The organism is Micromonospora sp. CA-244673, assembly GCF_050948395.1.
Classification (GTDB): domain Bacteria; phylum Actinomycetota; class Actinomycetes; order Mycobacteriales; family Micromonosporaceae; genus Micromonospora.
The window spans coordinates 7,097,639-7,123,874 of the sequence record NZ_CP192019.1; the positions used below are offsets into that span (position 1 = coordinate 7,097,639).

At 75.0% G+C, this 26,236-nt stretch carries 28 protein-coding genes; 17 read left to right on the plus strand and 11 right to left on the minus strand.

Annotated features, from left to right (window positions below):
* Window positions 1-25: 25 nt before the first annotated feature.
* A complete protein-coding gene (locus ACQP12_RS32745; protein ID WP_433283943.1) occupies window positions 26-541 on the plus strand; it encodes a hypothetical protein in 516 nt (171 codons plus the stop codon).
* 10 nt (window positions 542-551) lie between these two features.
* On the plus strand, window positions 552-1,508 hold the full coding sequence (gene pheA / locus ACQP12_RS32750) for a prephenate dehydratase (RefSeq protein ID WP_433283945.1): 957 nt from the start codon (window positions 552-554) through the stop codon (window positions 1,506-1,508).
* 43 nt (window positions 1,509-1,551) lie between these two features.
* Here pheA and ACQP12_RS32755 read toward each other — a convergent pair whose 3' ends face one another.
* The 3 genes from ACQP12_RS32755 to ACQP12_RS32765 form a co-directional block, all read right to left on the minus strand.
* Entirely contained in the window at window positions 1,552-2,274 is a 723-nt protein-coding gene (locus tag ACQP12_RS32755; protein WP_433283947.1) for an AIM24 family protein, read from the minus strand.
* A gap of 94 nt (window positions 2,275-2,368) precedes the next feature.
* Window positions 2,369-2,713: a metallopeptidase family protein gene (locus tag ACQP12_RS32760; protein ID WP_357944606.1), complete on the minus strand. Its 345-nt coding sequence runs from the start codon at window positions 2,711-2,713 to the stop codon at window positions 2,369-2,371.
* Window positions 2,714-2,799: 86 nt separating this feature from the next.
* Window positions 2,800-3,228, minus strand: a complete 429-nt coding sequence (locus ACQP12_RS32765; RefSeq protein WP_433283949.1) for an OsmC family protein — start codon at window positions 3,226-3,228, stop codon at window positions 2,800-2,802.
* 118 nt (window positions 3,229-3,346) lie between these two features.
* Between ACQP12_RS32765 and ACQP12_RS32770 the strand changes: the two genes are divergently transcribed.
* The 3 genes from ACQP12_RS32770 (at window position 3,347) to ACQP12_RS32780 (ending at window position 5,937) form a co-directional block, all read left to right on the plus strand.
* Window positions 3,347-4,090, plus strand: coding sequence for a hypothetical protein (locus tag ACQP12_RS32770; RefSeq protein ID WP_433283951.1), 744 nt, complete (start codon window positions 3,347-3,349; stop codon window positions 4,088-4,090).
* 213 nt (window positions 4,091-4,303) lie between these two features.
* Entirely contained in the window at window positions 4,304-5,125 is an 822-nt protein-coding gene (locus ACQP12_RS32775; RefSeq protein ID WP_433283953.1) for an HAD family hydrolase, read from the plus strand.
* Window positions 5,125-5,937 carry an HAD family hydrolase gene (locus tag ACQP12_RS32780; RefSeq protein ID WP_433283955.1) on the plus strand — a complete coding sequence of 271 codons (813 nt, stop codon included), beginning with the start codon at window positions 5,125-5,127 and terminating at the stop codon, window positions 5,935-5,937. The genes ACQP12_RS32775 and ACQP12_RS32780 overlap by 1 nt, the downstream gene beginning before the upstream one ends.
* 30 nt (window positions 5,938-5,967) lie before the next feature.
* Here the strand turns inward: ACQP12_RS32780 and ACQP12_RS32785 are convergent, their stop codons facing one another.
* Window positions 5,968-6,561: a bacterial proteasome activator family protein gene (locus ACQP12_RS32785; RefSeq protein ID WP_357944295.1), complete on the minus strand. Its 594-nt coding sequence runs from the start codon at window positions 6,559-6,561 to the stop codon at window positions 5,968-5,970.
* A gap of 84 nt (window positions 6,562-6,645) precedes the next feature.
* Between ACQP12_RS32785 and ACQP12_RS32790 the strand changes: the two genes are divergently transcribed.
* Window positions 6,646-7,473, plus strand: a complete 828-nt coding sequence (locus ACQP12_RS32790) for an alpha/beta hydrolase family protein (RefSeq protein ID WP_433283957.1) — start codon at window positions 6,646-6,648, stop codon at window positions 7,471-7,473.
* Between the two features lie 49 nt (window positions 7,474-7,522).
* Entirely contained in the window at window positions 7,523-8,752 is a 1,230-nt protein-coding gene (locus ACQP12_RS32795; RefSeq protein WP_433283959.1) for an ABC transporter substrate-binding protein, read from the plus strand.
* Between the two features lie 61 nt (window positions 8,753-8,813).
* Here the strand turns inward: ACQP12_RS32795 and ddaH are convergent, their stop codons facing one another.
* Window positions 8,814-9,599, minus strand: a complete 786-nt coding sequence (ddaH, locus tag ACQP12_RS32800) for a dimethylargininase (protein ID WP_433289564.1) — start codon at window positions 9,597-9,599, stop codon at window positions 8,814-8,816.
* A 107-nt stretch (window positions 9,600-9,706) separates the two neighbouring features.
* Here ddaH and ACQP12_RS32805 point away from each other — a divergent pair, with 107 nt between their 5' ends.
* Window positions 9,707-10,165, plus strand: coding sequence for an Lrp/AsnC family transcriptional regulator (locus tag ACQP12_RS32805; RefSeq protein WP_091265141.1), 459 nt, complete (start codon window positions 9,707-9,709; stop codon window positions 10,163-10,165).
* 65 nt (window positions 10,166-10,230) lie between these two features.
* Window positions 10,231-11,187 (plus strand): zinc-binding dehydrogenase, encoded by a 957-nt coding sequence (locus tag ACQP12_RS32810; protein ID WP_433283962.1) that lies wholly within the window; start codon window positions 10,231-10,233, stop codon window positions 11,185-11,187.
* A gap of 66 nt (window positions 11,188-11,253) precedes the next feature.
* Here the strand turns inward: ACQP12_RS32810 and ACQP12_RS32815 are convergent, their stop codons facing one another.
* From ACQP12_RS32815 to mobA, 3 genes are all read right to left on the minus strand, one after another.
* Window positions 11,254-12,354, minus strand: a complete 1,101-nt coding sequence (locus ACQP12_RS32815) for a T3SS (YopN, CesT) and YbjN peptide-binding chaperone 1 (protein ID WP_357944281.1) — start codon at window positions 12,352-12,354, stop codon at window positions 11,254-11,256.
* Window positions 12,355-12,441: 87 nt separating this feature from the next.
* Window positions 12,442-12,699: a DUF6457 domain-containing protein gene (locus ACQP12_RS32820; RefSeq protein ID WP_357944279.1), complete on the minus strand. Its 258-nt coding sequence runs from the start codon at window positions 12,697-12,699 to the stop codon at window positions 12,442-12,444.
* Window positions 12,696-13,295: a molybdenum cofactor guanylyltransferase gene (gene mobA, locus ACQP12_RS32825; RefSeq protein ID WP_433283965.1), complete on the minus strand. Its 600-nt coding sequence runs from the start codon at window positions 13,293-13,295 to the stop codon at window positions 12,696-12,698. Before mobA ends, ACQP12_RS32820 begins: the two co-directional genes overlap by 4 nt.
* Before the next feature lie 66 nt (window positions 13,296-13,361).
* Here mobA and fdhD point away from each other — a divergent pair, with 66 nt between their 5' ends.
* On the plus strand, window positions 13,362-14,216 hold the full coding sequence (gene fdhD / locus ACQP12_RS32830; RefSeq protein ID WP_433283967.1) for a formate dehydrogenase accessory sulfurtransferase FdhD: 855 nt from the start codon (window positions 13,362-13,364) through the stop codon (window positions 14,214-14,216).
* 5 nt (window positions 14,217-14,221) lie between these two features.
* Here fdhD and ACQP12_RS32835 read toward each other — a convergent pair whose 3' ends face one another.
* Entirely contained in the window at window positions 14,222-15,232 is a 1,011-nt protein-coding gene (locus tag ACQP12_RS32835; protein WP_433283969.1) for a DUF4192 domain-containing protein, read from the minus strand.
* Window positions 15,233-15,394: 162 nt separating this feature from the next.
* Here ACQP12_RS32835 and ACQP12_RS32840 point away from each other — a divergent pair, with 162 nt between their 5' ends.
* The 5 genes from ACQP12_RS32840 to ACQP12_RS32860 all read left to right on the plus strand — a co-directional run bounded on the left by ACQP12_RS32840 (window position 15,395) and on the right by ACQP12_RS32860 (window position 22,278).
* Window positions 15,395-16,309: a fructosamine kinase family protein gene (locus ACQP12_RS32840; protein WP_433283971.1), complete on the plus strand. Its 915-nt coding sequence runs from the start codon at window positions 15,395-15,397 to the stop codon at window positions 16,307-16,309.
* Window positions 16,306-17,322, plus strand: coding sequence for a GTP 3',8-cyclase MoaA (gene moaA / locus ACQP12_RS32845; protein ID WP_357944268.1), 1,017 nt, complete (start codon window positions 16,306-16,308; stop codon window positions 17,320-17,322). Before ACQP12_RS32840 ends, moaA begins: the two co-directional genes overlap by 4 nt.
* Before the next feature lie 3 nt (window positions 17,323-17,325).
* Entirely contained in the window at window positions 17,326-17,571 is a 246-nt protein-coding gene (locus ACQP12_RS32850) for a MoaD/ThiS family protein (RefSeq protein WP_433283974.1), read from the plus strand.
* 11 nt (window positions 17,572-17,582) lie between these two features.
* Entirely contained in the window at window positions 17,583-18,992 is a 1,410-nt protein-coding gene (locus tag ACQP12_RS32855) for a metallophosphoesterase (protein WP_433283976.1), read from the plus strand.
* A 94-nt stretch (window positions 18,993-19,086) separates the two neighbouring features.
* On the plus strand, window positions 19,087-22,278 hold the full coding sequence (locus tag ACQP12_RS32860) for a UvrD-helicase domain-containing protein (protein ID WP_433283978.1): 3,192 nt from the start codon (window positions 19,087-19,089) through the stop codon (window positions 22,276-22,278).
* 15 nt (window positions 22,279-22,293) lie between these two features.
* Here ACQP12_RS32860 and ACQP12_RS32865 read toward each other — a convergent pair whose 3' ends face one another.
* Window positions 22,294-23,001, minus strand: coding sequence for a prepilin peptidase (locus ACQP12_RS32865; protein WP_433283980.1), 708 nt, complete (start codon window positions 22,999-23,001; stop codon window positions 22,294-22,296).
* An 11-nt stretch (window positions 23,002-23,012) separates the two neighbouring features.
* A complete protein-coding gene (locus tag ACQP12_RS32870; protein ID WP_433283982.1) occupies window positions 23,013-24,020 on the minus strand; it encodes an EamA family transporter in 1,008 nt (335 codons plus the stop codon).
* 85 nt (window positions 24,021-24,105) lie between these two features.
* Between ACQP12_RS32870 and ACQP12_RS32875 the strand changes: the two genes are divergently transcribed.
* Complete coding sequence (locus ACQP12_RS32875) at window positions 24,106-24,861, plus strand: LppU/SCO3897 family protein (RefSeq protein WP_357944256.1); 756 nt, start codon at window positions 24,106-24,108, stop codon at window positions 24,859-24,861.
* Window positions 24,862-24,996: 135 nt separating this feature from the next.
* Window positions 24,997-26,232, plus strand: a complete 1,236-nt coding sequence (locus ACQP12_RS32880; RefSeq protein WP_357944253.1) for an ATP-binding protein — start codon at window positions 24,997-24,999, stop codon at window positions 26,230-26,232.
* Window positions 26,233-26,236 lie beyond the last annotated feature (4 nt).

The window sequence follows — 26,236 nt, forward strand, 5'->3', positions numbered from 1 at the left end:
ATCCGTCGATGCCGAGGATCGCACCGTGCCCTGCATCCCGCCCCACCCCGCCCGCCGACGCCTCCCGGTGGTGCTGGCCGCCCTGCTCGCCCTCGCCGGCTGCGGCGCGCCGCCCCAGCTGACCGACCCGGCCGCCTCCGCGACCACCGCCCCGACCGCCTCCGCCACCCCCAGCGCGACGCCGGCCGCACCGGTGACCCCGACCGGGCCGGCCCGCACGGCGCCCACCCCGGACCCGACCGCCACGCCCTGCCGGTCCGGCCCGTCCGGCGACCGGGTGATCGCCCTGCTGCGCGGTTCGGCCCGGGTGCTGCCCCGCGACGTCCGGGTCACGGTGCGGACGGGCCCGCTCTGCGCGGAGGGCTGGCAGTACACCGTGCTGGCGGTCAGCGGGCACGAGGAACTCCAGGTGGTCACCCGGGGCCGGCCCACCGCGCTGGAACTGGTCACCGCGGGCACCGACGTGTGCGGCGTGGAGGTGCGGGCCGCCGGCCCGTCCGGCATCCGGACCCTGGCCTGCGACGGCACCCCCGGTGCGTAGTCTGGTCGACATGCCGGGAACACCGCCGACCCGCTTCGTCTACCTGGGTCCCGAGGGCACCTTCGCCGAGCAGGCGCTGCGCACCGTCCCCGCCGCCGAGCGGGGTGGCCGGACGCCGGCGCGCAGCGTGGGCGAGGCGCTGGACGCCGTACGGGCGGGCGAGGCGGACGCGGCGCTGGTGCCCATGGAGAACTCGATCGGCGGCGCCGTCGGCGTGACCCTGGACGAGCTGGCCGAGGGGGAGCCCCTGGTGATCACCCGTGAGGTGATCCTGCCGGTCGAATTCGTCCTCGCCGCCCGCTCCGGCGTCGCGCTGGCCGAGGTGCGCACCGTGGCGGCCCACCCGCAGGCGTCCACCCAGTGCCGGGGCTGGCTCCGCGACCACCTGCCCGACGCCACGGTGGTCGACGTGCTGTCCAACGGCGCCGCCGCGGCGGGCGCGGCGAACGGCGAGTACGACGCCGCCATCTGCGCCCCGATCGGCGCCACCCGGCACCGGCTGGCCGTGCTCGCCGACAAGATCGCCGACCACCCGGACGCGGTGACCCGGTTCGCGCTGGTCTCCCGTCCCGGCCCGCCCCCGCCCCCGACCGGCGACGACGTGACCTCGCTGGCGGTCTACATCGCGCACGACCGGGTCGGCGCGCTGCTCTCGGTGCTCACGGAGCTGGCCACCCGCGGAGTGAACCTGACCCGGATCGAGTCCCGTCCGACCGGCGAGGCGCTCGGCCGGTACGTCTTCTTCCTCGACTGCACGGGCCACGTCGGCGACGTGCGCCTCGGCGAGGCGTTGCAGGGGCTGCGCCGGGTCTGCGCGGACGTGCGCTTCCTCGGGTCGTACCCCCGGCACCGCTGGAGCCCGGCGGCGGGCGACCGGCCGGTCCCCGCTCCGGCCGGCCTCTCCGACACCGACTACGCGGACGCGGCGGCCTGGCTGACCCGGCTGCGCGCCGGCGAGCTGAACTGACGGTGGCGGGGCGCCCGGAGCGGGCGCCCCGCGCACCGGACGGTCACTGCAGCAGGCCGCCGAGCAGGCCGCCCTGCTGCTGCTGGGCGCCGCTGCCCTGCACCGGAGGCTCCTCCGAGGGCTGGACCACGACGAAGCCCTGACCGGCGAAGCTCATCGTGAACGCCTCGCCGGTGCTCCGGCCCAGCAGCGTGCCCAGGCCGAGCTGCTCGGCCCGGTGGTAGCCGGTCTGGAGGTTGGCCGACCAGCAGACCGCGGCCTGCGGGTCGACGTAGGTGGGCTGGTCGACGTTGAGCACCACCGGGGTGCCCTTGGTGGTGATCGCGATCCGGCCGTGGCCGGTGAAGACGCAGTTGAACAGGCCGGACGAGGACGCCATCCCGGCGCCACCGACCATCTTGATGTCGTACTGGAGGGTCGCGTCGAAGGCCAGCACGCTGGAGCCGTTGATCGACAGGGCGTCCCCGGGCTCCAGGTCGATGATGTGCACGTCCTTGGCGAGCTCGGCGAGGAAGACGTCGCCGCGCCCGGAGAGCTTCATCAGCGGCACGCCCTCACCGGTGAGCCGCTGCTTGATGAACTTGCCGATGCCGCCGGAGCCGAGCGCCTGGAACTGCACCTGACCCTGGTACGCGACCATGGACCCGACGCGGGCCATCGCCTCGCCGTTCAGCTCGATCTTCAGCATCTTGGAGTTCTGCAGCCGCATGCCCGGCTGCTGGGACTCCTTCTCAAGGTTCTCCGCGGAGAACAGCGCGCTGCGCATGGGTTTCCTCCTGCATCGGGATGTGCCTGCACCGGAGGTTAGGGGACCCGCGCAACAGCGGGGATCAGCCGAGCGGGGCGCGCCGCGGGCCCGGTCAGCCCCACCCGAGGGCGTGCAGGCGCGCGTCGTCGATGCCGAAGTGGTGGGCGATCTCGTGCACCACCGTCACCGCCACCTCGTCCACGACGTCGTCCTCGGTGTCACAGATCCCCAGGATGGGGTTGCGGTAGATGAGGATGCGGTCCGGCAGCACGCCGGCGTAGTCCCAGCCCCGCTCGGTGAGCGCGTGCCCCTCGTAGAGCCCGAGCAGGTCCTCGCCCGGCGGCGGGTCGTCCTCGACCAGGATGACCACGTTGCTCATCAGCCCGAGCAGCTCCTCGGGCACCTCGTCGAGCGCCTCGCCGACGAGCTCCTCGAACCGCTCCCGGCTCATCTGCACGGCCACGCGGCCCGGCCACCCTTCACGATCGGCGCGCGACACGGCAAGGGCGCCCGGTGGGAGCACCCTTGCCGTGTCGGGCGTGGTCAGCCCAGGCGGGCGTTCAGCGTGATCTGCGCGCCCGGGGAGAGCAGCCGGGAGATCGGGCAGTTCTCCTTGGCCGCCTCGGCCAGCTTGGTGAACTCGGCCTCGTCCAGGCCCGGGACCTGGCCGACGGTCTCCAGGTCGATCCGGGTCACGGTCATGCCGGCGTCGGTCTTGTCGAAGTGCACCGTGGCGGTGGTCTCGACCGAGGCGTCGGTGGCGCCCGCGTCGGCGAGCTGCTTGGAGAGGGCCATCGAGAAGCAGCTGGCGTGTGCGGCGCCGATCAGCTCCTCGGGGTTGGTGCCCTCGCCCTCCTCGAAGCGCGACTTGAAGGAGTAGTTGCCGGTGAGGCCGCCCTTGCCGGTGCGGACGGTGCCGGACCCCTCGGTGAGGTTGCCCTGCCAACGAGCGGAAGCGGTACGGATAGGCATGGCACCGACGCTAACCGAAAGCTGCCCGGCCCGCACCGGCCTGCGCGCTTGCGCTCCCTGTCACCGGGTGCCGCTTGTGCCATGATTCGACCCAGGCCCGCGTACGGGAAGGTGGCCGATGTCCCAGGATCCCCCCATCCCCAGGCAGGACAACCGGTCCGACGACACGACCGTCGTCGAGTGGGGCGACGCCGAACCGGCCCCGCCCGGCCGGGTCGGGCGCTCACTCGCCGGCCTGGGCCGGGACCACCGCCTTCCGCCGGTGCTCGCCGGCCTCGGCGCGGTGGCCGCGGTCGCCTCGCTGATCGGCGAGTGGCTGGTGGTGACCGTCCCCAACGAGGGCCCGGACGGGAGCAGCACGATCCGGCTTCCGAGCGGGGTCGCGGAGGTGGGCGGCTTCGGGGTGGCGTACCTGGTGGGACTGCTCGGCCTGGCGGTCGCCGTGGCCCTGGCGCTGCGCGGCGCGCCCCCGGTGCGGCAGCACGCCCGGCTCGCGGGTCTCGGTCTCGCGGCGGCCCTGCTGGCCGTGCTGACCGCGACCGCCTTCTCCCTGCAGGAGGTGAGCCGCCGCGCCCTCTTCTTCCCCGCCGAGCAGCGGTTGCAGGTCGAGCACGGGCGCGGCCTGGTCACCGCCTTCCTCGCCACGGTGCTGCTGGCCGCCGCGCTGCACCTGTCCGGCCGGGCCGGCGCCAGGCCGGACGGCCGGGTGGACGAGCCCCGGGCGGAGCCGGCCGACGAGGCGCCGGACGGCTGGTCCGGGCGGAGCCGGCGCCGGGCGGCCGAGGACGAGCTTCCGCCGGCCCCGGCCGACCTGAGCGTGCAGCCCACCACGCCCTTCGCCCGGCCCGAACCGCCCCGCTGACCGGCCGGCGACCAGGCCCTTCGCCCGCCCGACCGCACCTGCGGAGCGGGCCGTGAGGGGGACACCGGACGGCCGCCGCGGGTTGGTGTCCGATTCGCCGAAAAGCCATGGTTGCGACCCGTTCCGCGAGATACGGTTGCTGCCCGCCGTCCGGTGGCCGCGGCACCGAGGACCTGGACGGCCGACGCGACGGCGGCGGGCGAAGGAGGAACCATGATCCGCCCGGGACTGCCCAAGCTGATCGCCACCGACCTCGACGGCACGCTCGTCCGCAGCGACGAGACCGTCTCCGCCTACACCCACGACGTGCTCGACCGGGTGCGGGCCGCGGGGATCCCGGTGGTCGGCGCCACCGGCCGGGGGCCGCGCCTGACCGAGCTGACCCGCAACGACATCCGCGCCGCGGACTTCCTGGTGATGGCCGGCGGGGGCCGGGTGGTCGACCAGAGCGACCCGGCGGGACCGCTGGTGCTGCGCGATGAGCGCCTGTCCGGCAGCGTGCTGGCCCGGATCCTGGCCGACCTGGAGGCCGCCGTCGGCCCGCTCACCGTGATGGTGGAGGCGTCGGACGAGCCCGACGCGCCGCTCTGGGGCGACTACCACCCGAGCTGGCCCTACCCGGACCGGTTCGAGGCGCGCAGCCGCGCGGAGTGCCTCTCCTGCGACGTGCTCAAGGCGTTCGCGCGGACCGCCGACCACCACGTGGACGAGCTGCTGGCGGTCGGCCGCCGGATCGTCCCGGCCGAGCTGGCCACACTCACCCAGGCCGGGCTCGGCTTCGTCGAGATCTGCCCGCCCGGTGTGGACAAGTCCACCGGGCTCAGCGTGGTCGCCGAGCGGCTCGGCGTCGACCCGGCCGAGGTGCTGGTCTTCGGCGACCAGCCGAACGACCTGCCGATGTTCGAGTGGGCCGGCTGGGGCCGCGTGGCGGTGGCCAACGCGCACCCGGAGGTGCGGGCCGCGGCCGACGAGATCACCCTGCGCAACGACGACGACGGCGTCGCGGTCTACCTGGACCGACTACTCTCCCGGTGATGGGAGAGGCACCTCGGCTCGTCGCGACCGACATCGACGGCACGCTGCTCCGGGACGACCGGACGCTCAGCCCGCGCACCGCGGCGGTGCTGGCCCGGATCTCCGCGGCGGGCACGCCGGTCGTGCTGGTCACCGGCCGTCCCATCCGCTGGCTCCAGCTCGTGTACGACCAGCTCGCCGAGCCCCTGCCGGCGATCTGCGCGAACGGCGCGGTGGTGTACGACCCGGTCACCGACGAGGTGCTCCGCGCCGATCCACTCGCCCCCGAGCTGCTGGCCGAGGTGGCCCGGCGGCTCCGGGCCGAGGTGCCCGAGGTGAGCTTCGCGGTGGAGATCGTGGACAGCCGGCAGATGCGGCACGAGGCGCACTACCCGCTGCGCTGGGACGCCGACGCCGACGCGATCCGGGCCATCGAGTCGCCGGAGGAGCTGCTCGCCGTCCCGGCGGTGAAGTTGCTGGCCCGGGCCGGGGAGCAGGACCCGGACGTGTTCGTGCGGGTGGTGGCCGGCGCCCTGCAGGGGCTGGCCGAGGCGACCCACTCGTCGTACAGCGGGCTGGTGGAGATCTCCGCCGCCGGAGTGACCAAGGCGGCCGGCCTCGCCTGGTACGCGGCGCGACTCGGCATCGACGAGCGGGACGTGCTGGCCTTCGGCGACATGCCGAACGACGTGCCGATGCTGACCTGGGCCGGCCGGGCGGTGGCGGTCGCCAACGCCCACCCGGCCGTCCTGGCGATCGCCGACGAGGTCGCCGGGGCGAACACCTCCGACGGCGTGGCCGCGTATCTCGAACAGGTCTTCGGGGTGGCCTGAGCGGCCGGGGCGCGCTCGCGCCCCGGCCGGTCAGAGGTACTGGCCGGGCGCGTGGCCCTCGTTGCCCTGCGGCATGCCCGGCATGCCCGGCACCATCCCGCCGCCCGGGCCGCTGGGCAGCGCCTGCCGTCCGGAGCGCATCTGCTCCAGCTGGACGCGGGCGGCCATCTGCTGGGCGACCAGCGCCGCCTGGATGCCGTGGAACAGCCCCTCCAGCCAGCCGACCAGCTGGGCGTGGGCGATCCGCAGCTCGCCCTCGCTGGGCGCCTGGTCCTCGGTGAAGGGCAGCGAGATCCGCTCCAGCTCCTCGCGCAGCTCGGGGGCGAGGCCCTCCTTCAGCTCGACGATCGAGCGCTCGTGGATCTCCCGCATCCGGTGCCGGCTGGCGTCGTCCAGGGGCGCCGCCTTGACCTCCTCCAGCAGCTGCTTGATCATGCTGCCGATCCGCATCACCTTGGCGGGCTGCTCGACCAGGCGGGCCGGATCCTCACCCTGGCCCTCCTCGGTCTGCACCGTGCCGACCGGCCGGCCATCCGGCCCGACCACCACCACGGTGCCGGGGATGCCATCGTTGCCCTGTTCGTCGTCCTGTCCGGCGAAGCGCGCTTCGGTCATGGGACCCATCTTTACCCACCTCCACCACGCGCACGCGCCCGGTCCGGCTGCCGGGCCGGAACCACCCGGCCGGGACGCGCTACCGTCGCCGTCATGCCCGCAGACCCGCGCGCCGTGCTGACCCGGCCGGCCCCGCCGCCGGACGCCACCGTCGCCTACGGCGACCACCCCGACCAGTGCGCCGACCTGCGCCGGCCGGCCGGCGACGGGCCGCCCCGCCGGCTCGTGGTCGTGGTGCACGGCGGCTTCTGGCGGGCCGAGTACGACCGCACCCACACCGGCCCGATGGCGGCGGCGCTGGCCGCGCTCGGCCACCCGGTCGCCCAGATCGAGTACCGGCGCACCGGCCAGCCGGGCGGAGGCTGGCCGCACACCCTCACCGACGTGCTGGCCGGGGTGGCGGCGCTGCCCAAGCTGGCCGCGGCCGCGCTGCCCGGCCTGGTGGCCCCCGTCCCACCGATCGTCGTCGGCCACTCGGCCGGCGGGCACCTGGCGCTGTACGTCGCCGCGCACGCCCCGACCACGGTCGGCGGCGTGCTGGCGCTGGCGCCGGTCGCGGACCTCGCCGAGGCGTACCGGCTGGACCTGGACGCCGGCGCGGTGGCCGCGCTGCTCGGCGGCGGCCCGGCCGACTTCCCGGACCGGTACGCGGCCACGGATCCATCGTCGTTGGTGCCCGTGCAAACACGCACGGTAGTCATGCACGGGGTTCTCGACCGGCAGGTTCCGATCACCATCAGCCGGTCCTGGGTGGCGGCCGCCCGGGCCGCCGGCAGTCCCGCCACGCTGATGGAGCTGCCCGAATGTGAGCATTTCGGGCTGATCGCACCCGACTCGGCGGCCTGGCCGCAGGTCGTGGCCGCGTTGCGGTCGCTTCACGATGATCTTCCGGGCATTGACGCAGCGTCGCGGAGCAGGTAGAACGCCGAGGGGGCGTTGCACCCTGGCCGCTCCATCGGGAAGGAAATTGGTGTCGCAGATGAACCGCAGGCGGGCGCTACAACTGCTGGCCGCACTGGGTACCACCGGGCTGGCGGCGGGCTGTGGCTCCGGGACCGACACCGCCGACGAGGCCAAGCCGGGCAGCCCGATCAAGATCGGCCTGATCGTCCCGGGCAGCGGCCCGAACAAGGTCATCGGGGACGAGATCACCAACGGGTTCCAGATGTTCCTCACCCTCAACGACGGGCAGCTCGGCGGCCACCCGGTGACGGTGGTGCCGGCCGAGGAGGGCGACACCGCCAAGACCGGTCAGGCCGCCGTCGACCGGCTGGTCAAGGAGGGCGTGCTGGCGCTCACCGGCGTGGTCAGCTCCGCCGTGATGCTCGGCATCCGGGACGCCGTGGAGCAGGCACGGATGCCGCTGATCGGCTCCAACGCCTCCCCCATCAGCCTGCAGAGCGTCGTCTACATCTGGCGCACCTCCTACGTCCTGAACGAGCCCGGTGAGGCGCTCGGGGAGTACCTGCGGCAGTCGCTGGACGCGTCCAGCCGGATCGCCATCTTCGGCACCCAGGGCCAGAGCAGCCGGGACGTCATCGACGGCCTCCGGCGCGGCTACGAGCAGGGCGGCCGGCGGCTCGCCGATGACCCGATCTTCACCCCCGACTACCCCAACCCCGGCAAGGGGGTCTACACGGGCTCGATCCGCAAGGCCCTGGACCGGCGGCCCGGACCCGACGCGGTCTTCTGCCACTACACCGGGGCGCAGGCCGTGCAGTTCGTCAAGCAGCTCTACGCCGAGGGCTACCGGGGCCCCATCTACGCGCCCGGCTTCCTCACCGAGGGCACCGTGCTCGGCCAGCTCGACGACGGCGAGAAGGGCGAGGAGCGAGGGCTGATCGAGGAGAACGGCATCGAGACCGCGCTGAACTACTCGGCCGACCTGAACAACACCGCCAACCGGGTCTTCGCCTCGGCGTACCGCAAGACGTACAACGCCTCCCCCACCACCTACGCGATGGCCTCGTACGACGCCGCGCTGGTGCTGGACAAGGCGATCCGGCTGGTCGGTGACAACCCGACCCCGCAGCAGGTCAACCTGGCGCTCGGCAAGATCGGCCAGATCGACAGCCCGCGCGGCGCCTGGCAGTTCAACCAGTCGCGCACCCCGCAGCAGAAGTGGTACCTGCGCCGGGTCCAGCTCGACGGCCGGATGCTCGCCAACGTCGTGATCAACGAGCTGGCCACGCTCGGCTGATCCACCCCGCGCACGCGAAACGGGCGGCCTCCCCTCGGGGAGACCGCCTGTTTCCGTGCGTTCAGTGGCGCAGTTCGGCGATGCAGCACTTCACGCTGCCGCCGCCCTTCTTCAGCTCGGCCAGCTCGACCGGGACCGGGTGGTAGCCGGCCGCCTTGAGCTTGCCGGCCAGCCGGGTCGCCTCGCTGTTCAGCACCACGTTGAGGCCGTCGCTGACGAGGTTGAGGCCGAAGGTCAGGGCGTCCTCGTCGTCCGCGACCACCGCGTCGGGGAAGAGCTGGGTGAGCACCTTCTGGCTGGCCGCCGAGAAGGCGCCCGGGTAGTAGACGATGTTCTCGTCGTCGATCGAGGCGAGCGCCACGTCCAGGTGGTAGAAGCGCGGGTCGACCAGGCGCAGCGAGACCACCGGCCGGTGGAGCGCCTCCTGCGCCTCGGCGTGCGCGGCCAGCTCGGTGCGGAAGCCGTGACCGGCGAGGATCAGCCCGCCGTGCGCCTCCGGCAGGTAGGCGAAGTCGCCCTCGCCCTCGTTGGTCTCGCTCGGCGCGATGAACCGCCAGCCGTTCTCCTCGTAGAACGCCCGGTGCACGGCGGCCTCGGCGGCCCGCTGCTCGTGCTTGAACTGGGCGCCGTAGACCGTGCCGTCCACCACGAACGCGCCGTTGGCGGCGTAGACCATGTCCGGCAGCCCGCGGCCGGGGGTGAGCAGGTGGACCTCGTGGCCGAGGCCGACCAGGGTCTCCCGCAGGCGGTCCCACTGCTTGACCGCCAGCTCCGCGTCGACCGGGGCGGTCACGTCCATCCACGGGTTGATCGCGTACTCGACCGCGAAGTGCTCGGGCGAGCACATGAGATATGTCCGCTTTCGCGGGACTCGCTGCTGGTTCACGGTCACCAAGAGTAGGTACGGTACAACTTTGGTAACAGCCACAACCATTGCTTCCCAGAGGCGGAACGTTGCAGATAGACGCGGTTGATCAGCGAATCATTGCGTTGCTCGTGGCGGATGCCCGCGCCTCGTACGCGGACATCGGCACGCGGGTGTCACTCTCCGCCCCCGCCGTCAAGCGCCGGGTCGACCGGCTCCGATCGGCGGGGGTCATCCGGGGCTTCACCGCGGTCGTCGACCCGGCCGCCGTCGGGTGGACCACCGAGGCGTTCGTCGAGCTGTTCTGCGCCGGCCGGACCACCCCGGCCCAGATCGGCGCCGCCGCCCGCCGGCATCCGGAGGTGGTCGGCGCGTACACGGTCTCCGGCGAGGCGGACGCGCTCGTGCACCTGCGGGCGGCCGACATCGCGCACCTGGAGGAGGCGCTGGAGCGGCTGCGGGCCGAATCCTTCGTCACCTCGTCCCGCAGCACCATCGTCCTCTCCCGGCTGGTCGAGTCCCCCGGCGTCGGCCCCTCGTCGGCTTGACCTGAACCGCACTTCAGGTCGTCAACTGGACCCGGACGTTCCGAGGGCGGCAGCGGGGAGGCGACATGCGGGCGGTGTGGCTACGGGAATTCGGCGGGCCGGAGGTGCTGGTGCCCGGACCGGCGCCGGATCCGGTGCCCGGCCCGGGACAGGTGCTCATCGACGTGGCGCACGCGAACATCACCTTCGTCGAGACGATGTTCCGGGCCACCGGGTTCGGCCCGTTCACCGCGGCCCTGCCGGTGATCCCGGGCAACGGCGTCGGCGGGACGGTCACCGGGGTCGGCCCCGGGGTGGACCCGGCGCTGCTCGGCCGGCGGGTGGTCAGCACCACCGGCGGCACCGGCGCGTACGCCGAACGCGTGGCGGTGGACGAGGGCGCCCCGATCCCCGTACCGGACGGGTTGCCGCTGGACGCGGCCGTGGCACTGCTCGCCGACGGCCGGACCGCGCTCATGCTGGCCCGGGCGGCCGGGCTGCGGCCCGGCGAGCGGGTGCTGGTGGAGGCGGCGGCCGGCGGGGTCGGCGGGCTGCTCACCCAGCTCGCCACCGCGGCCGGCACCCGGGTCGTCGCCGCGGCCGGCGGCCCCCGCAAGGTCACCCTGCTCCGCGAGCGCGGCCTCGATCCGGTGGTCGACTACCGGGAGCCGGACTGGACGGACCGTGTCCGGGCGGCCGTCGGCGGGGTGGACGTGGTCTTCGACGGGGTGGGTGGGCCGCTCGCCCGGGCGGCCTTCGACCTGCTCGACCGGGGCGGGCGGATGGTCAGTTTCGGGCTGGCCGGCGGCGCCTGGGCGGACGTGCCCGAGGCGGAGGCCGCAGCCCGGGGAGTGGCCCTGGTCCGCCCCGGCGGCACACCCGGCGAGCTGCGCGCCCTCAGCGAGCAGGCGCTCGCCGAGGGGGCCGCCGGCCGGCTCCGGCCGCTGATCGGGCAGCGTTTCCCGCTGGAACGGGCCGCCGACGCGCACGCCGCCATCCAGTCCCGGGCCACGGTCGGCAAGACCCTCCTCGACGTCCGCTGACGCCGCGCCGGACCCCGGCTCGCCGGCCGATCGCGGCCGTCCTCGGCGTTCCCTCCGCCGCGGGCGTCAGAGGTACATGCCGGTGCGGTGTTCCTGGGAGCGGGCCGGCTTGTCCCCCTCGCCGAAGAAGCGCTTGCCGCCGAACTCCCCGTGCAGCCGGTCGTCCAGCTCGTCGGCGAGCCCGGTCATCACCTGCACGGCGAGCATCAGGTGGGTGGCCTGGAAGTTGCGGCCGAACACCGGGATCGAGGCCCACACCGTGTCGTCGGCGCAGTAGAGCCGGCCGATCGGCATGCGGTTGGTCAGCTCGGAGAGCTTCACGTAGAGACGCTCGGTCGGCTCGACCTCGGTGAGCACCGGGGAGAAGACGTCGACCAGGGGCGGGTTGTCGCGCACCCGGACGAAGACCATCGCCGAGCCAGCGCGGATGTTGATGTCGCCGTCCGAGTCGACCTGCACCTGGTCGGCCTTGGACTTCAGCATCGTCGAGACGACCGTGCGCACCCGCTCCTCCAGGGCCAGCACGTCGTTCTCGCCCGCCTGGGCCGTGGCGGCCGCCGCGAGCGCCTCGTCCAGGTCGGCCTCCACGTCGCGGTCCGGGCCGAACTCGCTGCGCGCGGTGCCGAGCGGCTCCTCCGGCAGCGGCTCCCCCTCGGCGTCGTGCACCAGGTAGACCAGGAAGGCGGGGTGCGGGGCGCCGTAGACGTCGCGCAGGGTCCGGGACAGCACGGCCGACAGCCGGGTGGCCTCGTCGGCGACGCAGTCCAGGCCGAACTGCTCACCGGAGCCCGCCACCACACCGGGCGGGGACCAGCCGAGCGCGATCATGTCGGCCACCGCGGCCCGGTCCAGCCGGTAGCCCTGCGGCAGCGTCGCGTTGCCGACCGCCCGCGCCGAGAGGCGGCCCTCCTCGCCGGCGTCCACGCTCACCGAGTAGACGGCGTCCCCGGTGCCGGAGGCGGTCGGGTCGAGGGTGACCTCCAGGTGCGCGCCCGCGGGCAGCCCACGCAGCCGATCGGCCAACGCGCGGGCGAACTCCCGCCAGGCCTCGGTCACCTTCGCCCGCAGGTCGGCCGTGGTCGGCTCGTCAAGCAGGATCGACTCGTGCTGCTCCGGCGTCGCGCCGGCGGGCTCACCAGCCGGCGCCGAGGGGTGGTCTGCCGTCATGATCGCCTCCGTCCGTCCTCGCCACCCTACCCACGCACGAAGGGGGGCCAATCACCCCGACCGGCATCGGACAGCGGGCCGGTGGCGCTAGTCGGCGGGGGCGGTCCCGTCCAGCTCCACGGGCCAGGTGCCGGCCAGCGCGCTCAGCCGGGCGGCCGCCGCCGCCGGGTCCGCGCCGCGCCCCACGGCCACCCCCAGGAGGTACGCCGTGACCGGCGCCCCCGGCCGCAGCACCTGGTGGGCCACGTCCTTGGCCAGGTCGAGCACGGTGGGCACCGGCACCTCGGCCGGGTCCAGCCCCAGCTCGGCGCAGGCCGCCGTGACCCAGTCGTCCATCACCGTCATCTCGTCCACTCCTCGGCCCGGCGTACGTCCTCGTCAGTGTCGCAGTCGAACCAGGGCGGTGGCCCGGACCCGGACCAGGACACCTCCCGCACCGGTGTGCCGGCCAGCAGCGCGCGCACCGGCGCCCCGTCGACCGTGCCGCCGCGCTCGACGGCGAGCCGGTCCAGGGCGGTCCGGAGCGCGCTCACCCGCCACACCGCGCAGAGTTGCTGCCGGCGGCCCGCGTCGTCGACGTAGCAGGCCACGCCGGCGGCCGAGCCGTCGAGGGCGGCCCGCAGCTCGGCCACCGCCGCGGGGCTGAGCAGCGGCAGGTCGGCCGCGAGCAGGGCGACGGTGGCGGTGCCGGGGTCGAGCAGCGCCAGCCCCGCCGCGGTCCCGGCTACCGGGCCCCCGCCGGGCGGCTCCTCGCGGGTCACCCGGACCCCCTCGGGCACCGGGCCGGCCGGGCCCACCACGATCCGCTCGCCCGCGTCGGCCACCGCCGCCAGCACCCGGTGCAGCATGGGCCGGCCGCCGACCGGCCGGGCCGGCTTGTCCACCCCGCCCATCCGGCGGGCCGCGCCACCCGAGAGCACCACCGCCGCGTACGCCGTCACCGACCCACGGTAACCGCAGCGGCATCGCCGTGCGGGTGGCCCGGGGCGCGGGGCAGGATGGGCGGCATGGGACGGGCGACTGACCGGCGGGGTGTGCTCCGGATCGACCTCGACGCGGCGGCCGACGGGCGGGAGCGAATCCGCCGGCAGGACACCATGGCGGTGGAGGAGCCCCTGGAGATCCGGGTGGGCCCGGCGGGACCGGGCCGGCGCAAACCGCTCGCCGTGACCATGCGTACCCCCGGCGACGATCTGGACCTGGCGATCGGCTTCCTGCTCACCGAGGGACTGATCCGGTCGGCCGACGACGTGCGCACCGCGCAGCTCTGCGCCGGCGCGGAGACCCCGAACACCTACAACGTGGTCGACGTGGTGCTCGCTCCCGGCGTGCCGGAGCCCGTCACCGATCCGGCCCGGAACTTCTACACCACCAGCTCGTGCGGGGTCTGCGGCAAGGCGAGCATCGACTCCGTCCGGACCCGCTCGCAGTTCGCCGTGCGCGAGGATCCGCTGGCGGTGACCGCCGAGCTGCTCGCCGGGCTGCCCGACCGGCTGCGCGCGGCCCAGCGTGCCTTCGACCGCACCGGGGGCCTGCACGCGGCCGGGCTGTTCACCGCCGACGGCGAGCTGGTGGTGCTGCGCGAGGACGTGGGCCGGCACAACGCGGTGGACAAGGTGGTCGGCTGGGCCGTCCGGGAACGCCGGCTGCCGCTGGCCGGGCACCTGCTGCTGGTCTCCGGCCGGGCGAGCTTCGAGCTGACCCAGAAGGCGTGGATGGCCGGGGTTCCGTTGCTCGCCGCGGTCTCCGCGCCCAGCACGCTCGCCGCCGACCTGGCCGAGGAGGCCGGGATGACGCTGGTCGGCTTCCTGCGCGGCGCGACCATGAACGTCTACACCGGGGCGCAGCGCGTGGCCGGCTGACCCGGTCACCGCCGGGGACGCCGCTTGCGGCGGCGCAGCACCGTGCCGGCGGTCGTCGGCCAGTCGTCCAGCTCGGCCGGGGACAGCCCGCGGCGGAGCGCGTCGTCGAGGAGCACGGCCAGCGAATAGCCCGGGTGGGCGGCGAGCACCCGTTCCAGGGCGACCGCGGCCAGTGTGCCGTGCCCGCCTCGCCAGGCGGCGAAGGCCAGCAGGCTGCCCGGCGCGGCGATCAGCTCGGGCTCGGCCCGGCGCAGCACGTCGGTCCAGAGGCTGATGTCGGCGTCCCGGCCGTCGGTGCGGGACCAGGCGTGGTCGCGGACCGGGAGGTGGGTGAGGAGCACGGTCAACCAGGCCACCTCGTCGTCGCCGAGCCGCTCGCCGCGCCGGTGCCGCCGGAACGCGGTGCGCACCGCCGCCATCCCCGCCGAGCGGACCGGGGGATCACCGGCGAGCCCGGTCAGGCGACGGCGGGCCCGATCGGTGGCCCGGCGCATGGCCACCCGGACCGGCCCGCCGATCGGGGCCACCTGCGCGGCCAGCGCGGCGCGGTCGGGCAGGGCCACCTGGCCGGCGAAGACGGCCGCCGCGCTGACCTGGCTGGCCGCCGGGTCGTAGGGGGTGCCCTCGGGCGGGCAGCAGGCCGGCTCGGCGCAGAGGTAGGACCACCAGCGTCCGTCGGTCACCCGGAGCGCGTCGAGGACGACCAGCCCGGCCCGGTCCAGGGCCTCGCCGACCGCGTCGACCGCGCCGGTGACGCGGGCGGCCGGACCGTAGCCGATCACGGTGGCGGCGTCGGTGCCCTGCCGGGCCACCACCTCGGCCACGTGCCGGGCGGCCGGGCGCGGGTCGCTGCCCGGCTCGGGCAGGTCACCCCGGGCGGCGAAGACGACCCGCCGGCCGCGCATCGCCACCACCACGACACTGTCGGCGGGATGGAAGCCGAGCAGGTACGGCACGGCGGCCACGAGGTCGGCCGGCGAGCGGACGGCGAGGCGGGGACGCTCGATGGAGTTCATGCCGGGAGCGTGCGGCGAACGGGTGCCACCCCGACAGGCCCTGTGGACGACACGCCGGTTGTCCACAGATACGGAGAGTATCGGCCCAGGTCGGGGAGGCGCGGCACGGCGCGGAGCCGCACACGGCCCGCACCGCCCCCACGGACCGGCTACGTTGCGCTCATGGACCTGGCGTACCTGCGGGCACACCCGGAGCACCTGCCGACCTTCCTGACGCACCAGCGGATCCGGGAGACGCCGGTCTCCGGCGGGGACATCTGCGCCGCGTCCCGGCTCACCCTGGACGACGGGCACTCGGTCTTCGCCAAGACCTGGCCGGAGCACGCGGAGCGGGCCGCACCCGAGGGCTTCTTCACGGCCGAGGCGGCCGGGTTGCGCTGGCTGCGCGACGCCGGCACGGTCGCCGTGCCCGAGGTGGTGGTGGCGCTGCCCGAGCTGCTGGCGCTCGACTGGGTCGAGTCCGGCGAGCCGACGCCGGAGGCGGCCGAGCTGTTCGGCCGCGAGCTGGCCGGGCTGCACCGCGCCGGGGCCCCCGCCTTCGGCGCCGAGTGGCCGGGGTTCATCGGGGCGCTGCCGCAGGACAACACGCCCGACCCGGGCCCCTGGCCGGAGTGGTTCGCCCAGCGGCGGCTGCAGCCCTACCTGCGGATGTCGGTCGACAACGGGGCGCTCACGAGCGGGGAGGCCGGCCGGGTCGAGGAGCTGATCGACCGGATCGCCGAGTTCGGCGGCGACGAGCCACCGGCCCGGATCCACGGCGACCTCTGGCCCGGCAACCTGCTGTGGGGCCTCGACGACCGGGTCTGGCTGGTGGACCCCGCCGCGCACGGCGGCCACCGGGAAACCGACCTGGCGCAGCTCGCCCTCTTCGGCGGCCCGCCGCACCTCGCCCGGATCACGGCCGCCTACCGGGAGGCGTGGCCGCTGGCCGACGGCTGGCGGGAGCGGGCGCCGCTGCACCAACTCCACCTGCTGCTGGTGCACACCGCGCTGTTCGGGTCCGCGTACCGGGCCGCGGTGGACTCCGTCGCCCGCGCCGCGCTGCGCGGCACCGGACGCGCTACGGTCGACGGGTGACCGCCGCCCCGACGACGACCGACGGGGTCCTCGTCGACCGCTACGGCCGGGTCGCCCGGGACCTCCGGGTCTCGCTGACCGACAAGTGCAACCTGCGCTGCACCTACTGCATGCCCGCCGAGGGTCTGCCCTGGCTGGCCGGGCCGCAGCTGCTCGACGACGACGAGATCGTCCGGCTGATCCGGGTGGCGGTGCACCGGCTCGGCGTCACCGAGGTCCGTTTCACCGGCGGCGAGCCGCTGATCCGGCCCGGCCTGGCCCGCATCGTGTCGGCGGTGGCCGCGCTGGAGCCCCGCCCGCGCATCTCGCTGACCACCAACGGCATCGGCCTGGACCGCCTCGCCCCGACCCTGCGCGCCGCCGGGCTGGACCGGGTCAACGTCTCGCTGGACACCCTTGACCCGGCGCGGTTCGCCGGGCTGACCCGGCGGGACCGGCACGCCGACGTGCTGGCCGGGCTGGCCGGCGCGGCGGCGGCCGGGCTCACCCCCGTGAAGATCAACGCCGTGCTGATGCGCGGGGTCAACGACGACGAGGCGCCCGCGCTGCTCCGATTCGCCCTGGCCCACGGCTACGAGCTGCGGTTCATCGAGCAGATGCCGCTGGACGCCCAGCACGGCTGGGACCGGTCGACCATGGTCGTCGCCGACGAGATCCTCGCCGCCCTGCGCGCCGAGTTCACGTTGACCGCCGACCCCGGCGAGCGGGGCGCGGCCCCGGCCGAGACCTGGCTGGTGGACGGCGGCCCCTCCCGGGTCGGCGTGATCGCGAGCGTGACCCGGCCGTTCTGCGGCGACTGCGACCGGACCCGGCTCACCGCCGACGGTCAGGTCCGCAACTGTCTCTTTGCCACCGAGGAGTCCGACCTGCGCGCCGCGCTGCGCGCCGGGGCGGACGACGAGGAGCTGGCCCGGCGCTGGCGTGCCGCGATGTGGGGCAAGCGGGCCGGGCACGGCATCGACGACCCCACCTTCCTGCAACCCGCCCGCCCCATGTCGGCGATCGGAGGCTGACCGGTGCAGCTCACCGTCCGCTACTTCGCCGGCGCGCGGGCCGCGGCCGGCCGCGCCGAGGAGACCGTGGCCGCGGGCCGGTCGCTCGACGCGCTCCTCAACGAGCTGACCGAGCGGCACGGCGAACGGCTGGCCATGGTGTTGAAGGCGGCGAGTTTCCTGGTCGACGGGGTGGCCTGCCATGATCGTCAGGCACCGCTGCCGGCCGGGGCGACGGTCGACGTGCTGCCGCCCTTCGCCGGCGGCTGAGGGAGGCTCCCGTGTTGGCGATGGCGACATTCGTGGGCTTCGCTGTGCTCGTCACCGCCCTGATCCACCTCTACCTGTGGAAGCGGCTGGTGCGGGACACCACCCGCCCGGGCCGCCTGCGGAAGACCGGCGGGGTGATCGCGCTCCTGCTGGCGCTGCTGGTGCCCGCGACCATGGTCGGCACCCGCAACGGCTCGTACTGGCTGGCCTGGCCGGGCTACCTGTGGCTGGCCCTGATGTTCTACCTGCTGGTGCTGCTGCTGGTGCTGGAAGTGCCCATGGCGGTGGCGAAGCTGGTGCTGCGCCGCCGGGAGCGGGCCGCGACCGGCGCAATCGGCGGGCCGGCGCTCGTGCCGGCGGGCGGCGGCGGCCGGGCGGACACCTCCGCGACCGGCCACGTCGCGGAACCGGCGGCGACCGGCCCCACCGCCACGTCGCCCGTCGCGCTCGCGGAGCCGCCCGCCGCGCCGGTGGCGGCGGAGTCCGCCGGGTCGGCCGAGCTGCCGGTTGGCGAGGACAGCGGGCCGCGCGCGGCCGGACCGCGGGACGGCCGCGATCCCGCCGGGGACCGGCCGGACCACGACCCGTCCCGCCGGTTGCTGCTCGCCCGGGGGGCCGCGATCTTCGCCGGGCTCACGGCCGCGGGCGTCACCGGGTACGGCGTACGCACCGCGATGGGAGCGCCCCGGCTGGACCGGGTGCAGATCCCGCTCGCGAGGCTGCCCCGCGCCATGGACGGGCTGCGCATCGCCACCGTCTCGGACATCCACCTCGGGCCGCTGCGCGGCCGGGCGCACACCGAGCGGATCGTCGCGATGATCAACCGGCTCGACGCCGATCTGGTGGCGGTCGTCGGTGACCTGGTCGACGGCTCGGTGGCCGAGCTGGGCCCGGCCGCGGAACCGCTCCGCGACCTGCGCTCCCGCTACGGCAGCTTCTTCGTCACCGGCAACCACGAGTACTACTCCGGTGTGGAGGAGTGGGTGCGCGAGGTGGACCGGCTCGGCCTGCGGGTGCTCCAGAACGAGCGCCAGGAGATCCGGGCCCGGGGCGGCGTGCTCGACCTGGCCGGGGTCAACGACGTCACGGCCACCGGCACCGGGCTGGCCGCCCCCGCCGACTACGCCGCGGCCCTCGGCGACCGCGACCCGAGCCGCCCCGTGGTGCTGCTGGCCCACCAGCCGGTGGCCGCGCACGAGGCGGCGAAGTTCGGCGTGGACCTCCAGCTCTCCGGGCACACCCACGGCGGCCAGATGGTGCCGTTCAACCTGCTCGTGAAGCTCCAGCAGCCGGTGGTCTCCGGTCTCGGCGAGGTGGACGGCACCAAGGTCTACGTCACCAACGGCGCCGGCTTCTGGGGCCCGCCGGTCCGGGTCGGCGCGCCGCCGCAGGTGACCCTGGTCGAGCTGCGCGCCCCATAGCGCGTCCGGGCCGCCCGGTCCAGCACCGCATTGCTCAGGTCACGCGTACGCGTGGCGGCGGGCGGCCGGGGGACCGGGCGTGACAGGATGCGGCGTGCCTCCGTTCAGCGCCGTACCCTCCGGTGGCCTCCCGTCGTTCGTCGCGGATCTGCACATCCACTCGAAGTACTCGCGCGCGTGCAGCCGTGACCTGACCCTGCCGAACCTCGGCTGGTGGGCCCGACGCAAGGGCATCGGCGTGCTCGGCACCGGCGACTTCACCCACCCCGCCTGGTACGACCACCTCCGCGAGACCCTGCACCCGGCCGAGCCCGGCCTCTACCGGCTGAGCCCGGAGGCGGAGCGGGACATCGCCCGGCGGCTGCCGCCCCGGCTGGCCAGCGCGGCGGAGGCGGACCCGGTCCGGTTCATGCTCAGCGTGGAGATCTCCACGATCTACAAGCGGGACGACCGGACCCGGAAGGTGCACCACCTCATCTACCTGCCGGACCTGGACGCGGTGGCGCGGTTCAACGCCGCGCTGGGGCGGATCGGCAACCTGGGCTCGGACGGCCGGCCGATCCTCGGGCTGGACTCCCGCGACCTGCTGGAGATCACCCTGGAGGCCAGCCCGGACGGCTACCTGGTGCCGGCGCACATCTGGACGCCCTGGTTCTCCGCGCTCGGCTCGAAGTCCGGCTTCGACGCCATCGCCGACTGCTACGCCGACCTGGCCGAGCACATCTTCGCCGTGGAGACCGGCCTGTCCTCCGACCCCGAGATGAACTGGCGGGTCGGCAGCCTGGACCGCTACCAGCTGGTGTCGAACTCGGACGCGCACTCGCCGCCGGCCCTGGCCCGGGAGGCCACCGTCCTCGACTCGGCCCGCGACTACTTCGCCATCCGCGAGGCGCTGCGCACCGGGGACGGGCTGGCCGGCACCATCGAGTTCTTCCCCGAGGAGGGCAAGTACCACGCCGACGGGCACCGGCTCTGCGGAGTGAACTGGTCCCCGGAACGCACCCGGGAGGCCGGCGGGCGCTGCCCGGAGTGCGGGAAGCCGCTGACGGTGGGCGTACTGAGCCGGGTGGCGGAGCTGGCCGACCGGCCCGAGGGGCACCGGCCGGCGCACGCTCGGGAGGTGACCCACCTGGTGCCGCTGGCCGAGATCCTCGGCGAGCTGAACCGGGTGGGCGCCCGCTCCAAGAAGGTCGAGGGGAAGCTCCACGAGCTGATCGCCGCGCTCGGCCCGGAGCTGGACATCCTCACCCGTACCCCGCTGGACGAGATCGGCCGGGTCGGCGGTGAGCTGCTCGCCGAGGGCATCGGCCGGCTGCGCCGCGGCGAGGTGCGCCGGGTCCCCGGCTACGACGGCGAGTACGGCGTGATCACCCTGTTCGATCCGACCGAGCTGGATGGCTCGGGCGGGTCGACCGGCCAGGACACGCTCTTCGACGTACCCGTGCCCGCGCAGCGGAGGCCCGCGGAGCCGGCGGCGAAGCCGAAGGCCCGGCGCCCGGCGGCGGTCAAGGCGGAGCCCAAGCGCAAGCCGGCGCCGCCGCCCCCGCCACCGATCGCGCCGGCGCCCTCCCCGCACGAGCCGTTCGAGCCGATGCTCGCCGGGATGGAGGAGGTCGGCACCGGCCTGCTGGACCGCCTCGACGCCATGCAGCGGGTGGCCGCCTCGGCGCCGGGTGGCCCGCTGCTCATCGTGGCCGGCCCGGGCACCGGCAAGACCCGGACACTGACCCACCGGATCGCGTACCTCTGCGCGGAGCTGAACGTCTTCCCGGAGCAGTGCCTGGCGATCACCTTCACCAGGCGGGCCGCCGAGGAGCTGCGGCACCGGCTGGACGGGCTGCTCGGCCCGGTGGCCGAGGACGTCACCGTCGGCACCTTCCACTCGCTGGGGCTGACCATCCTGCGGGAGAACGCGCCGGCCGCGGGGCTGCCGGCGGATTTCCGGATCGCCGACGACGCCGACCGGGCCGCCGCCCGCGCGGAGGCCGGCGAGGACGACGAGCGGTACGCCGCGCTGCTGCGCAAGCGGGACCTGGTCGACCTCGACGAGCTGCTCACCCTGCCGGTGGCGCTGCTGAAGGGCGACAAGAAGCTGGTCCGGGAGTACCGCGAGCGCTGGAAGTGGATCTTCGTCGACGAGTACCAGGACGTCGACGCCGTCCAGTACGACCTGCTCCGGCTGCTCAGCCCCGCCGACGGCAACCTCTGCGCGATCGGCGACCCCGACCAGGCGATCTACTCGTTCCGGGGCGCGGACGTCGGCTACTTCCTGCGCTTCTCCCAGGACTTCACCGATGCCCGGCTGGTCCGGCTGAACCGCAACTACCGCTCGTCGGCGCCGATCCTGGCCGCCGCCGTGCAGGCCATCGCGCCGTCGTCGCTGGTCCGCGGCCGGCGCCTCGACCCGGCGCGGCTCGACCCGGAGGCCCCGCTGGTCGGTCGCTACGCCGCGACCTCCGTCGCGGACGAGGCCGACTTCCTGGTACGCACCATCGACGACCTGGTCGGCGGCCTCTCCCACCGCTCGCTCGACTCGGGCCGGATCGACGGGCGGGCCACCTCGCTGTCCTTCTCGGACATCGCGGTGCTCTACCGCACCGACTCGCAGGCCGCCCCGATCGTGGACGCGCTGGCCCGGGCGAACATCCCGGTGCAGAAGCGCTCGCACGACCGGCTGCGCGACCGGCCGGGCGTGACGGCCATCGCCCGCGAGCTGCGGCACGCCGGGCTGGACGGTTCCCTGGCCGCCCGGGTACGCCTGGCCGGCCAGCTCCTCGCGGAGCGCTTCGCGGTGCCGACCCTCGACGGCTCCGGCGCGGTACGCCCCGAGGACGTCCGCACGGCGGTCGACCTGCTCACCCCGCTGGCCCGGCGCTGCGGCGACGACCTGGAGCTGTTCCTGGCCCAACTCGCCACCGGGGCGGAGGTGGACGCCCTCGACCCGCGCGCCGAGGCGGTCACCCTGCTCACCCTGCACGCGGCCAAGGGGCTGGAGTTCCCGGTGGTCTTCCTGGTCGGCGCCGAGGACGGGCTGCTGCCGCTGCGCTGGCCCGGGCAGGAGCCGGACGACGACGCGGTGGCCGAGGAGCGGCGGCTCTTCTTCGTCGGGCTGACCCGGGCGCAGGACCGGCTCTACGTGAGCCACGCGGCCCGGCGTACGCGGCACGGGTCGGAGCGCGAGTGCCGCCCCTCCCCGTTCCTCGACGTGATCGACCCGGGGCTGTTCGAGCGCTTCGGCGACACCGAACCCCGCCGCCCCAGGGACCGCCAGCTCCGCCTGATCTGACCGCGGGCGGAACGCTCAGGCGAGCAGTACCGCCAGCCAGGCGCCGGCGAGGAGCGCCGGGCCGAACGGGAGCGGGGTGTCCCGGCGGACCCGGCGGGCGGCGAGCAGGGCGAGGACGACCACCCCGTTCACCACGTGCGGGAGGAGCAGCCCGACGCCCAGGGTCGGCCAGCCGAGCCAGCCGAGCGGCAGGCCGAGCGCGGCGGCGAGTTTGACGTCGCCGAAGCCGAGCCGGGCGCCGGGTAGCAACGCGAGCAGCACGTACGCGGCGAAGGAGACGGCCGCGCCGGCGAGGGCCGTGAGCAGGCGTTCCGGGGTGCCGTGGACCAGTGCGGCCGGGACCAGGCCGAGCCCACCACCGAGCGCCGCCGCGCCGACCAGCGGGTTCGGCAGCCGGAGACAGGCCAGGTCGACCGTCGCGAGGGCCAGCCCGACCGCCGCGACCAGCAGGAGAGCCGGCAGGGCCGGTTCCGCGCCGCGCGCGGCGGCCAGCCCGCCGAACACCACGGCACCGGCCGACACCGCTGCGCCCCGGCCGACCTTCGACAGCGCGGCCCGGCGCCCGTGGGCCGACCGCGCCGGGTCGCCGTGAGGTCCGACGTGATCCGCAGGCCCATCGGACCGGGCGGCCGAACCCTCGACGAAGCGGTGGGCCAGCGGGACGGCGGCCCGGCCGGCCAGCGCGCCGAGGAGCGCGGCACCCGCCACCAGCCCGGTCGACACGGGCCGGGACGTTACCGGCGGGCCGGCTCCGGGGCCGCCCCGTCGACCGGTCGTGCCGCGGACCGGCGCGGTCGTTCGGTGCTCACCACCACGGCGACGCCGGCCACGATCACCGCGCCGCCGAGCAGCACCTGCGGGGTCACCGGCTCGGCGACGAGCAGCGCGCCGAGCGCCACCGCGACCGCCGGGTTCACGTACGCGTAGGTGGAGACCAGGGAGATCGGGGCGTGGGCCAGCAGCCACACGTACGCGGTGAAGGCGACCAGCGAGCCGGCCACCATGAGGTAGGCCAGCGCCGCCCAGGAGCGGCCGGTCACCTCGGCGGGGGAGAAGCCGTGCAGCTCGCCCCGGACGGTGGCGATCACGGCGAGCGCCGCCGCGCCGGCGACCATCTCGTAGACGGTGGCCACGAACGGGTTGTCGGGCATCCGGATCCGCCCGGACAGGTAGGAGCCGACGGACCAGCTGACGGCCCCCGCCACGACGGTCAGCGCGCCGACCAGCGGCACGCCCCCCGGCCCGCCGCTCGGCAGGACGAGCAGCACGAGACCGACGAAGCCGAGGGCGACGCCGGCGAAGGTCCACGGCCGGGGCCGGTCGCCGCCGAGGGTCCGCAGCAGCACCACGAGGAGCGGGACGGTGGCCACCAGCAGCGCGGCGATGCCGGAGGGCAGCGCGGTCCCCTCCGGGCCGGACTCGGCGAGCACCACGAGGCCGTTGCCGCCGGCCAGCAGCAGCACCCCGACCAGCGCGGCCGAGCCGAGCTGCCGGCGGCCGACGCGGAGCGCCCCCGGTCCGCCGCGCAGCCGCAGCACCAGGGCGAGGACCGCCGCGGCGGCGGCGAACCGCATCGCCGCGGAGGTGAGCGGCGGCAGGGACTCGACCGCGACCCGGATGCCCAGGTAGGTCGAGCCCCAGAACACGTAGACCAGGACCAGAGCGGTCCAGATCAGCGCGGGGCGGGCCGGGGCGGCGGCGTGGTCGACGGCGGGCGTCGCACTCGTGGGGCGTGAGCTCATCGGTGGACCACGCTACGGTGACCACGGCGTCGGCGTCCCCTGTTGGTGGCCGGCCTCTCAGCACTGGCTACGCAGGAGGGCGTTCATGTCGAACTTCGGACCACCGGGCGGCGGCTCCCCCGAGCCGTGGGGTGGGCGGCGCCCCGACGACGGCTACGCTCCCCCGGCCGATCCGCGCTACGACCCCGGCTACGGCGGGCAGCCGGGGGGCTGGGACGAGGCGCCGACCCGGCATTACGAGCCGCCCGCCCAGCGCTACGACCAGTCGACCCCGCGCTACGAGCCGGGTCCCGCCTGGAACGCCGGCCCGCCGGCCGCCCCGCCCTACCAGGGCTACCCGGCCGACCCGGGCTACGGCGGCCAGCCGCCGTACGCCGAGCCGACGCCGCCGAAGCGCGGCAAGGGGCCGCTGCTGGTGGTCCTGGTCGTGCTGGCGGTGCTGCTGCTGGGCGGCGCGGGGGCCTACTGGATGCTCGGGCGGGACGACGCCACCCCGAGCGGGACGGCGTCCGCCTCCGCGCCGGCCGCCGGCCCGACCGGGGCCGCGGGCGAGCCGGCCGACGCGCCCACCACCCCGCCGGCCCCGGCCTCCTCGACGGACCCGCGCTTCGTGAAGGCGGGCCAGTGCGTCGCCAACGAGGGCGGTTCCGCCGAGCCGAAGCTGGTGATCACCGAGTGCGCCGCGAAGACCTACCAGGTGCTGCGCCGCATCGACGGGTCGACCAGCGGCAAGAAGGACGCCGAGTCGAAGTGCGCCAAGGTCGAGGGCTACACCGACTGGTACTTCTTCGACAGCCGGCTCGACACCCTCGACTTCGTGCTCTGCCTCAAGCGGCGGTAGGACCACCGTAGACAAAACTAGGGCTGTCTAGCGTGGATGCTAGACAGCCCTAGTTTTGTCTCGACGCCCGACACGCGGTAGTCGCATCTACGCATGTCTAGCCCCGCCGCTAGACGGCCCGATACTGTGCGATTCGTGGATCCGGTCCGCAACCCGTACGCCCCCGGCGCCGGTCAGCGCCCGCCCGAACTCGCCGGGCGGGGGCGGGAGCTGGACGTCTTCGACGTGGTGCTGGAACGGATCGCCCGCGGCCGGCCCGAACGCAGCCTGATGCTCACCGGGCTGCGCGGCGTCGGCAAGACCGTCCTGCTCAACACGCTGCGCTCGCAGGCGATCAACCACCTCTGGGGCACCGGCAAGATCGAGGCCCGACCGGACCAGTCGCTGCGCCGGCCGGTCGCCGCCGCCCTGCACATGGCGGTCCGCGAGCTCGCCCCCCGGCACCGTGCCCCCGACCGGATCGACGCCTTCCTCGGGGTGCTCAAGGCGTTCGCCCAGCGCGCCGCCCCGGCCGGGCGCGGCGGGGCCGCCCCGAAGCTGCGTGACCGCTGGCAGCCCGGCATCGACGTGCCGGCCAGCAGCGGCCGCGCCGACTCCGGCGACATCGAGATCGACCTGGTCGAGCTGCTCACCGACGCCGCCGCGGTGGCCACCGACGTGGGCACCGGCATCGCCATCTTCATCGACGAGATGCAGGACCTCGGCGCGGAGGACGTCTCCGCGCTCTGCGCCGCCTGCCACGAGCTGTCGCAGCTCGGCGCGCCGCTGATCGTGGTGGGCGCCGGGCTGCCGCACCTGCCGGCCGTGCTGAGCGCCGCGAAGTCGTACTCCGAGCGGCTCTTCCGCTACCAGCGGATCGACCGGCTGGACCGGATCGCCGCCGACCAGGCGCTCTGCGCCCCGGCCGAGCGGGAGGAGGTCGAGTACGAGCAGAAGGCCCTCGACCTGCTCTACGAGAAGTCCGGCGGCTACCCGTACTTCGTCCAGGCGTACGGGAAGGCCACCTGGGACCACGCGCCCCGCTCGCCGGTCACCGCCGCGGACGTCCGGGTCGCCGCGCCCGAGGCGGAGGCGGAGCTGGCGGTGGGCTTCTTCGGCTCGCGGTTCGAGCGGGCCACCCCGGCCGAGCGCGAGTACATGCGGGCCATGGCGACGCTCGCGCTGGTGGACGGGGAGGACAGCGGCCGCGACGACATGGACGCCGCCGTGCCCACCGCGGAGATCGCGCGGGCGCTCGGTCGCAAGCCGGCCAGCCTCTCGCCGGCCCGGGACGCACTGATCAAGAAGGGCCTGATCTACTCGGGCGAGCGGGGCACGGTCGCCTTCACCGTCCCGCACTTTGGCCGCTACCTGCGCACCCAGCCGGCCTGACCAC

Bases quoted from the DNA above. Each gene is read 5' to 3' on its own strand.
- ACQP12_RS32835 (WP_433283969.1), bottom strand. From the start codon at position 15,232: ATGAACTCCATCGAGCGTCCCCGCCTCGCCGTCCGCTCGCCGGCCGAC.
- fdhD (WP_433283967.1), top strand. From the start codon at position 13,362: ATGGGACGGGCGACTGACCGGCGGGGTGTGCTCCGGATCGACCTCGAC.
- ACQP12_RS32775 (WP_433283953.1), top strand. From the start codon at position 4,304: ATGATCCGCCCGGGACTGCCCAAGCTGATCGCCACCGACCTCGACGGC.
- ACQP12_RS32815 (WP_357944281.1), bottom strand. From the start codon at position 12,354: ATGACGGCAGACCACCCCTCGGCGCCGGCTGGTGAGCCCGCCGGCGCG.
- ACQP12_RS32840 (WP_433283971.1), top strand. From the start codon at position 15,395: ATGGACCTGGCGTACCTGCGGGCACACCCGGAGCACCTGCCGACCTTC.
- ACQP12_RS32810 (WP_433283962.1), top strand. From the start codon at position 10,231: ATGCGGGCGGTGTGGCTACGGGAATTCGGCGGGCCGGAGGTGCTGGTG.
- ACQP12_RS32790 (WP_433283957.1), top strand. From the start codon at position 6,646: ATGCCCGCAGACCCGCGCGCCGTGCTGACCCGGCCGGCCCCGCCGCCG.
- ACQP12_RS32755 (WP_433283947.1), bottom strand. From the start codon at position 2,274: ATGCGCAGCGCGCTGTTCTCCGCGGAGAACCTTGAGAAGGAGTCCCAG.
- ddaH (WP_433289564.1), bottom strand. From the start codon at position 9,599: ATGTGCTCGCCCGAGCACTTCGCGGTCGAGTACGCGATCAACCCGTGG.
- ACQP12_RS32820 (WP_357944279.1), bottom strand. From the start codon at position 12,699: ATGACGGTGATGGACGACTGGGTCACGGCGGCCTGCGCCGAGCTGGGG.
- ACQP12_RS32770 (WP_433283951.1), top strand. From the start codon at position 3,347: ATGTCCCAGGATCCCCCCATCCCCAGGCAGGACAACCGGTCCGACGAC.
- ACQP12_RS32765 (WP_433283949.1), bottom strand. From the start codon at position 3,228: ATGCCTATCCGTACCGCTTCCGCTCGTTGGCAGGGCAACCTCACCGAG.
- ACQP12_RS32875 (WP_357944256.1), top strand. From the start codon at position 24,106: ATGTCGAACTTCGGACCACCGGGCGGCGGCTCCCCCGAGCCGTGGGGT.
- ACQP12_RS32780 (WP_433283955.1), top strand. From the start codon at position 5,125: ATGGGAGAGGCACCTCGGCTCGTCGCGACCGACATCGACGGCACGCTG.
- ACQP12_RS32785 (WP_357944295.1), bottom strand. From the start codon at position 6,561: ATGGGTCCCATGACCGAAGCGCGCTTCGCCGGACAGGACGACGAACAG.
- ACQP12_RS32870 (WP_433283982.1), bottom strand. From the start codon at position 24,020: ATGAGCTCACGCCCCACGAGTGCGACGCCCGCCGTCGACCACGCCGCC.
- pheA (WP_433283945.1), top strand. From the start codon at position 552: ATGCCGGGAACACCGCCGACCCGCTTCGTCTACCTGGGTCCCGAGGGC.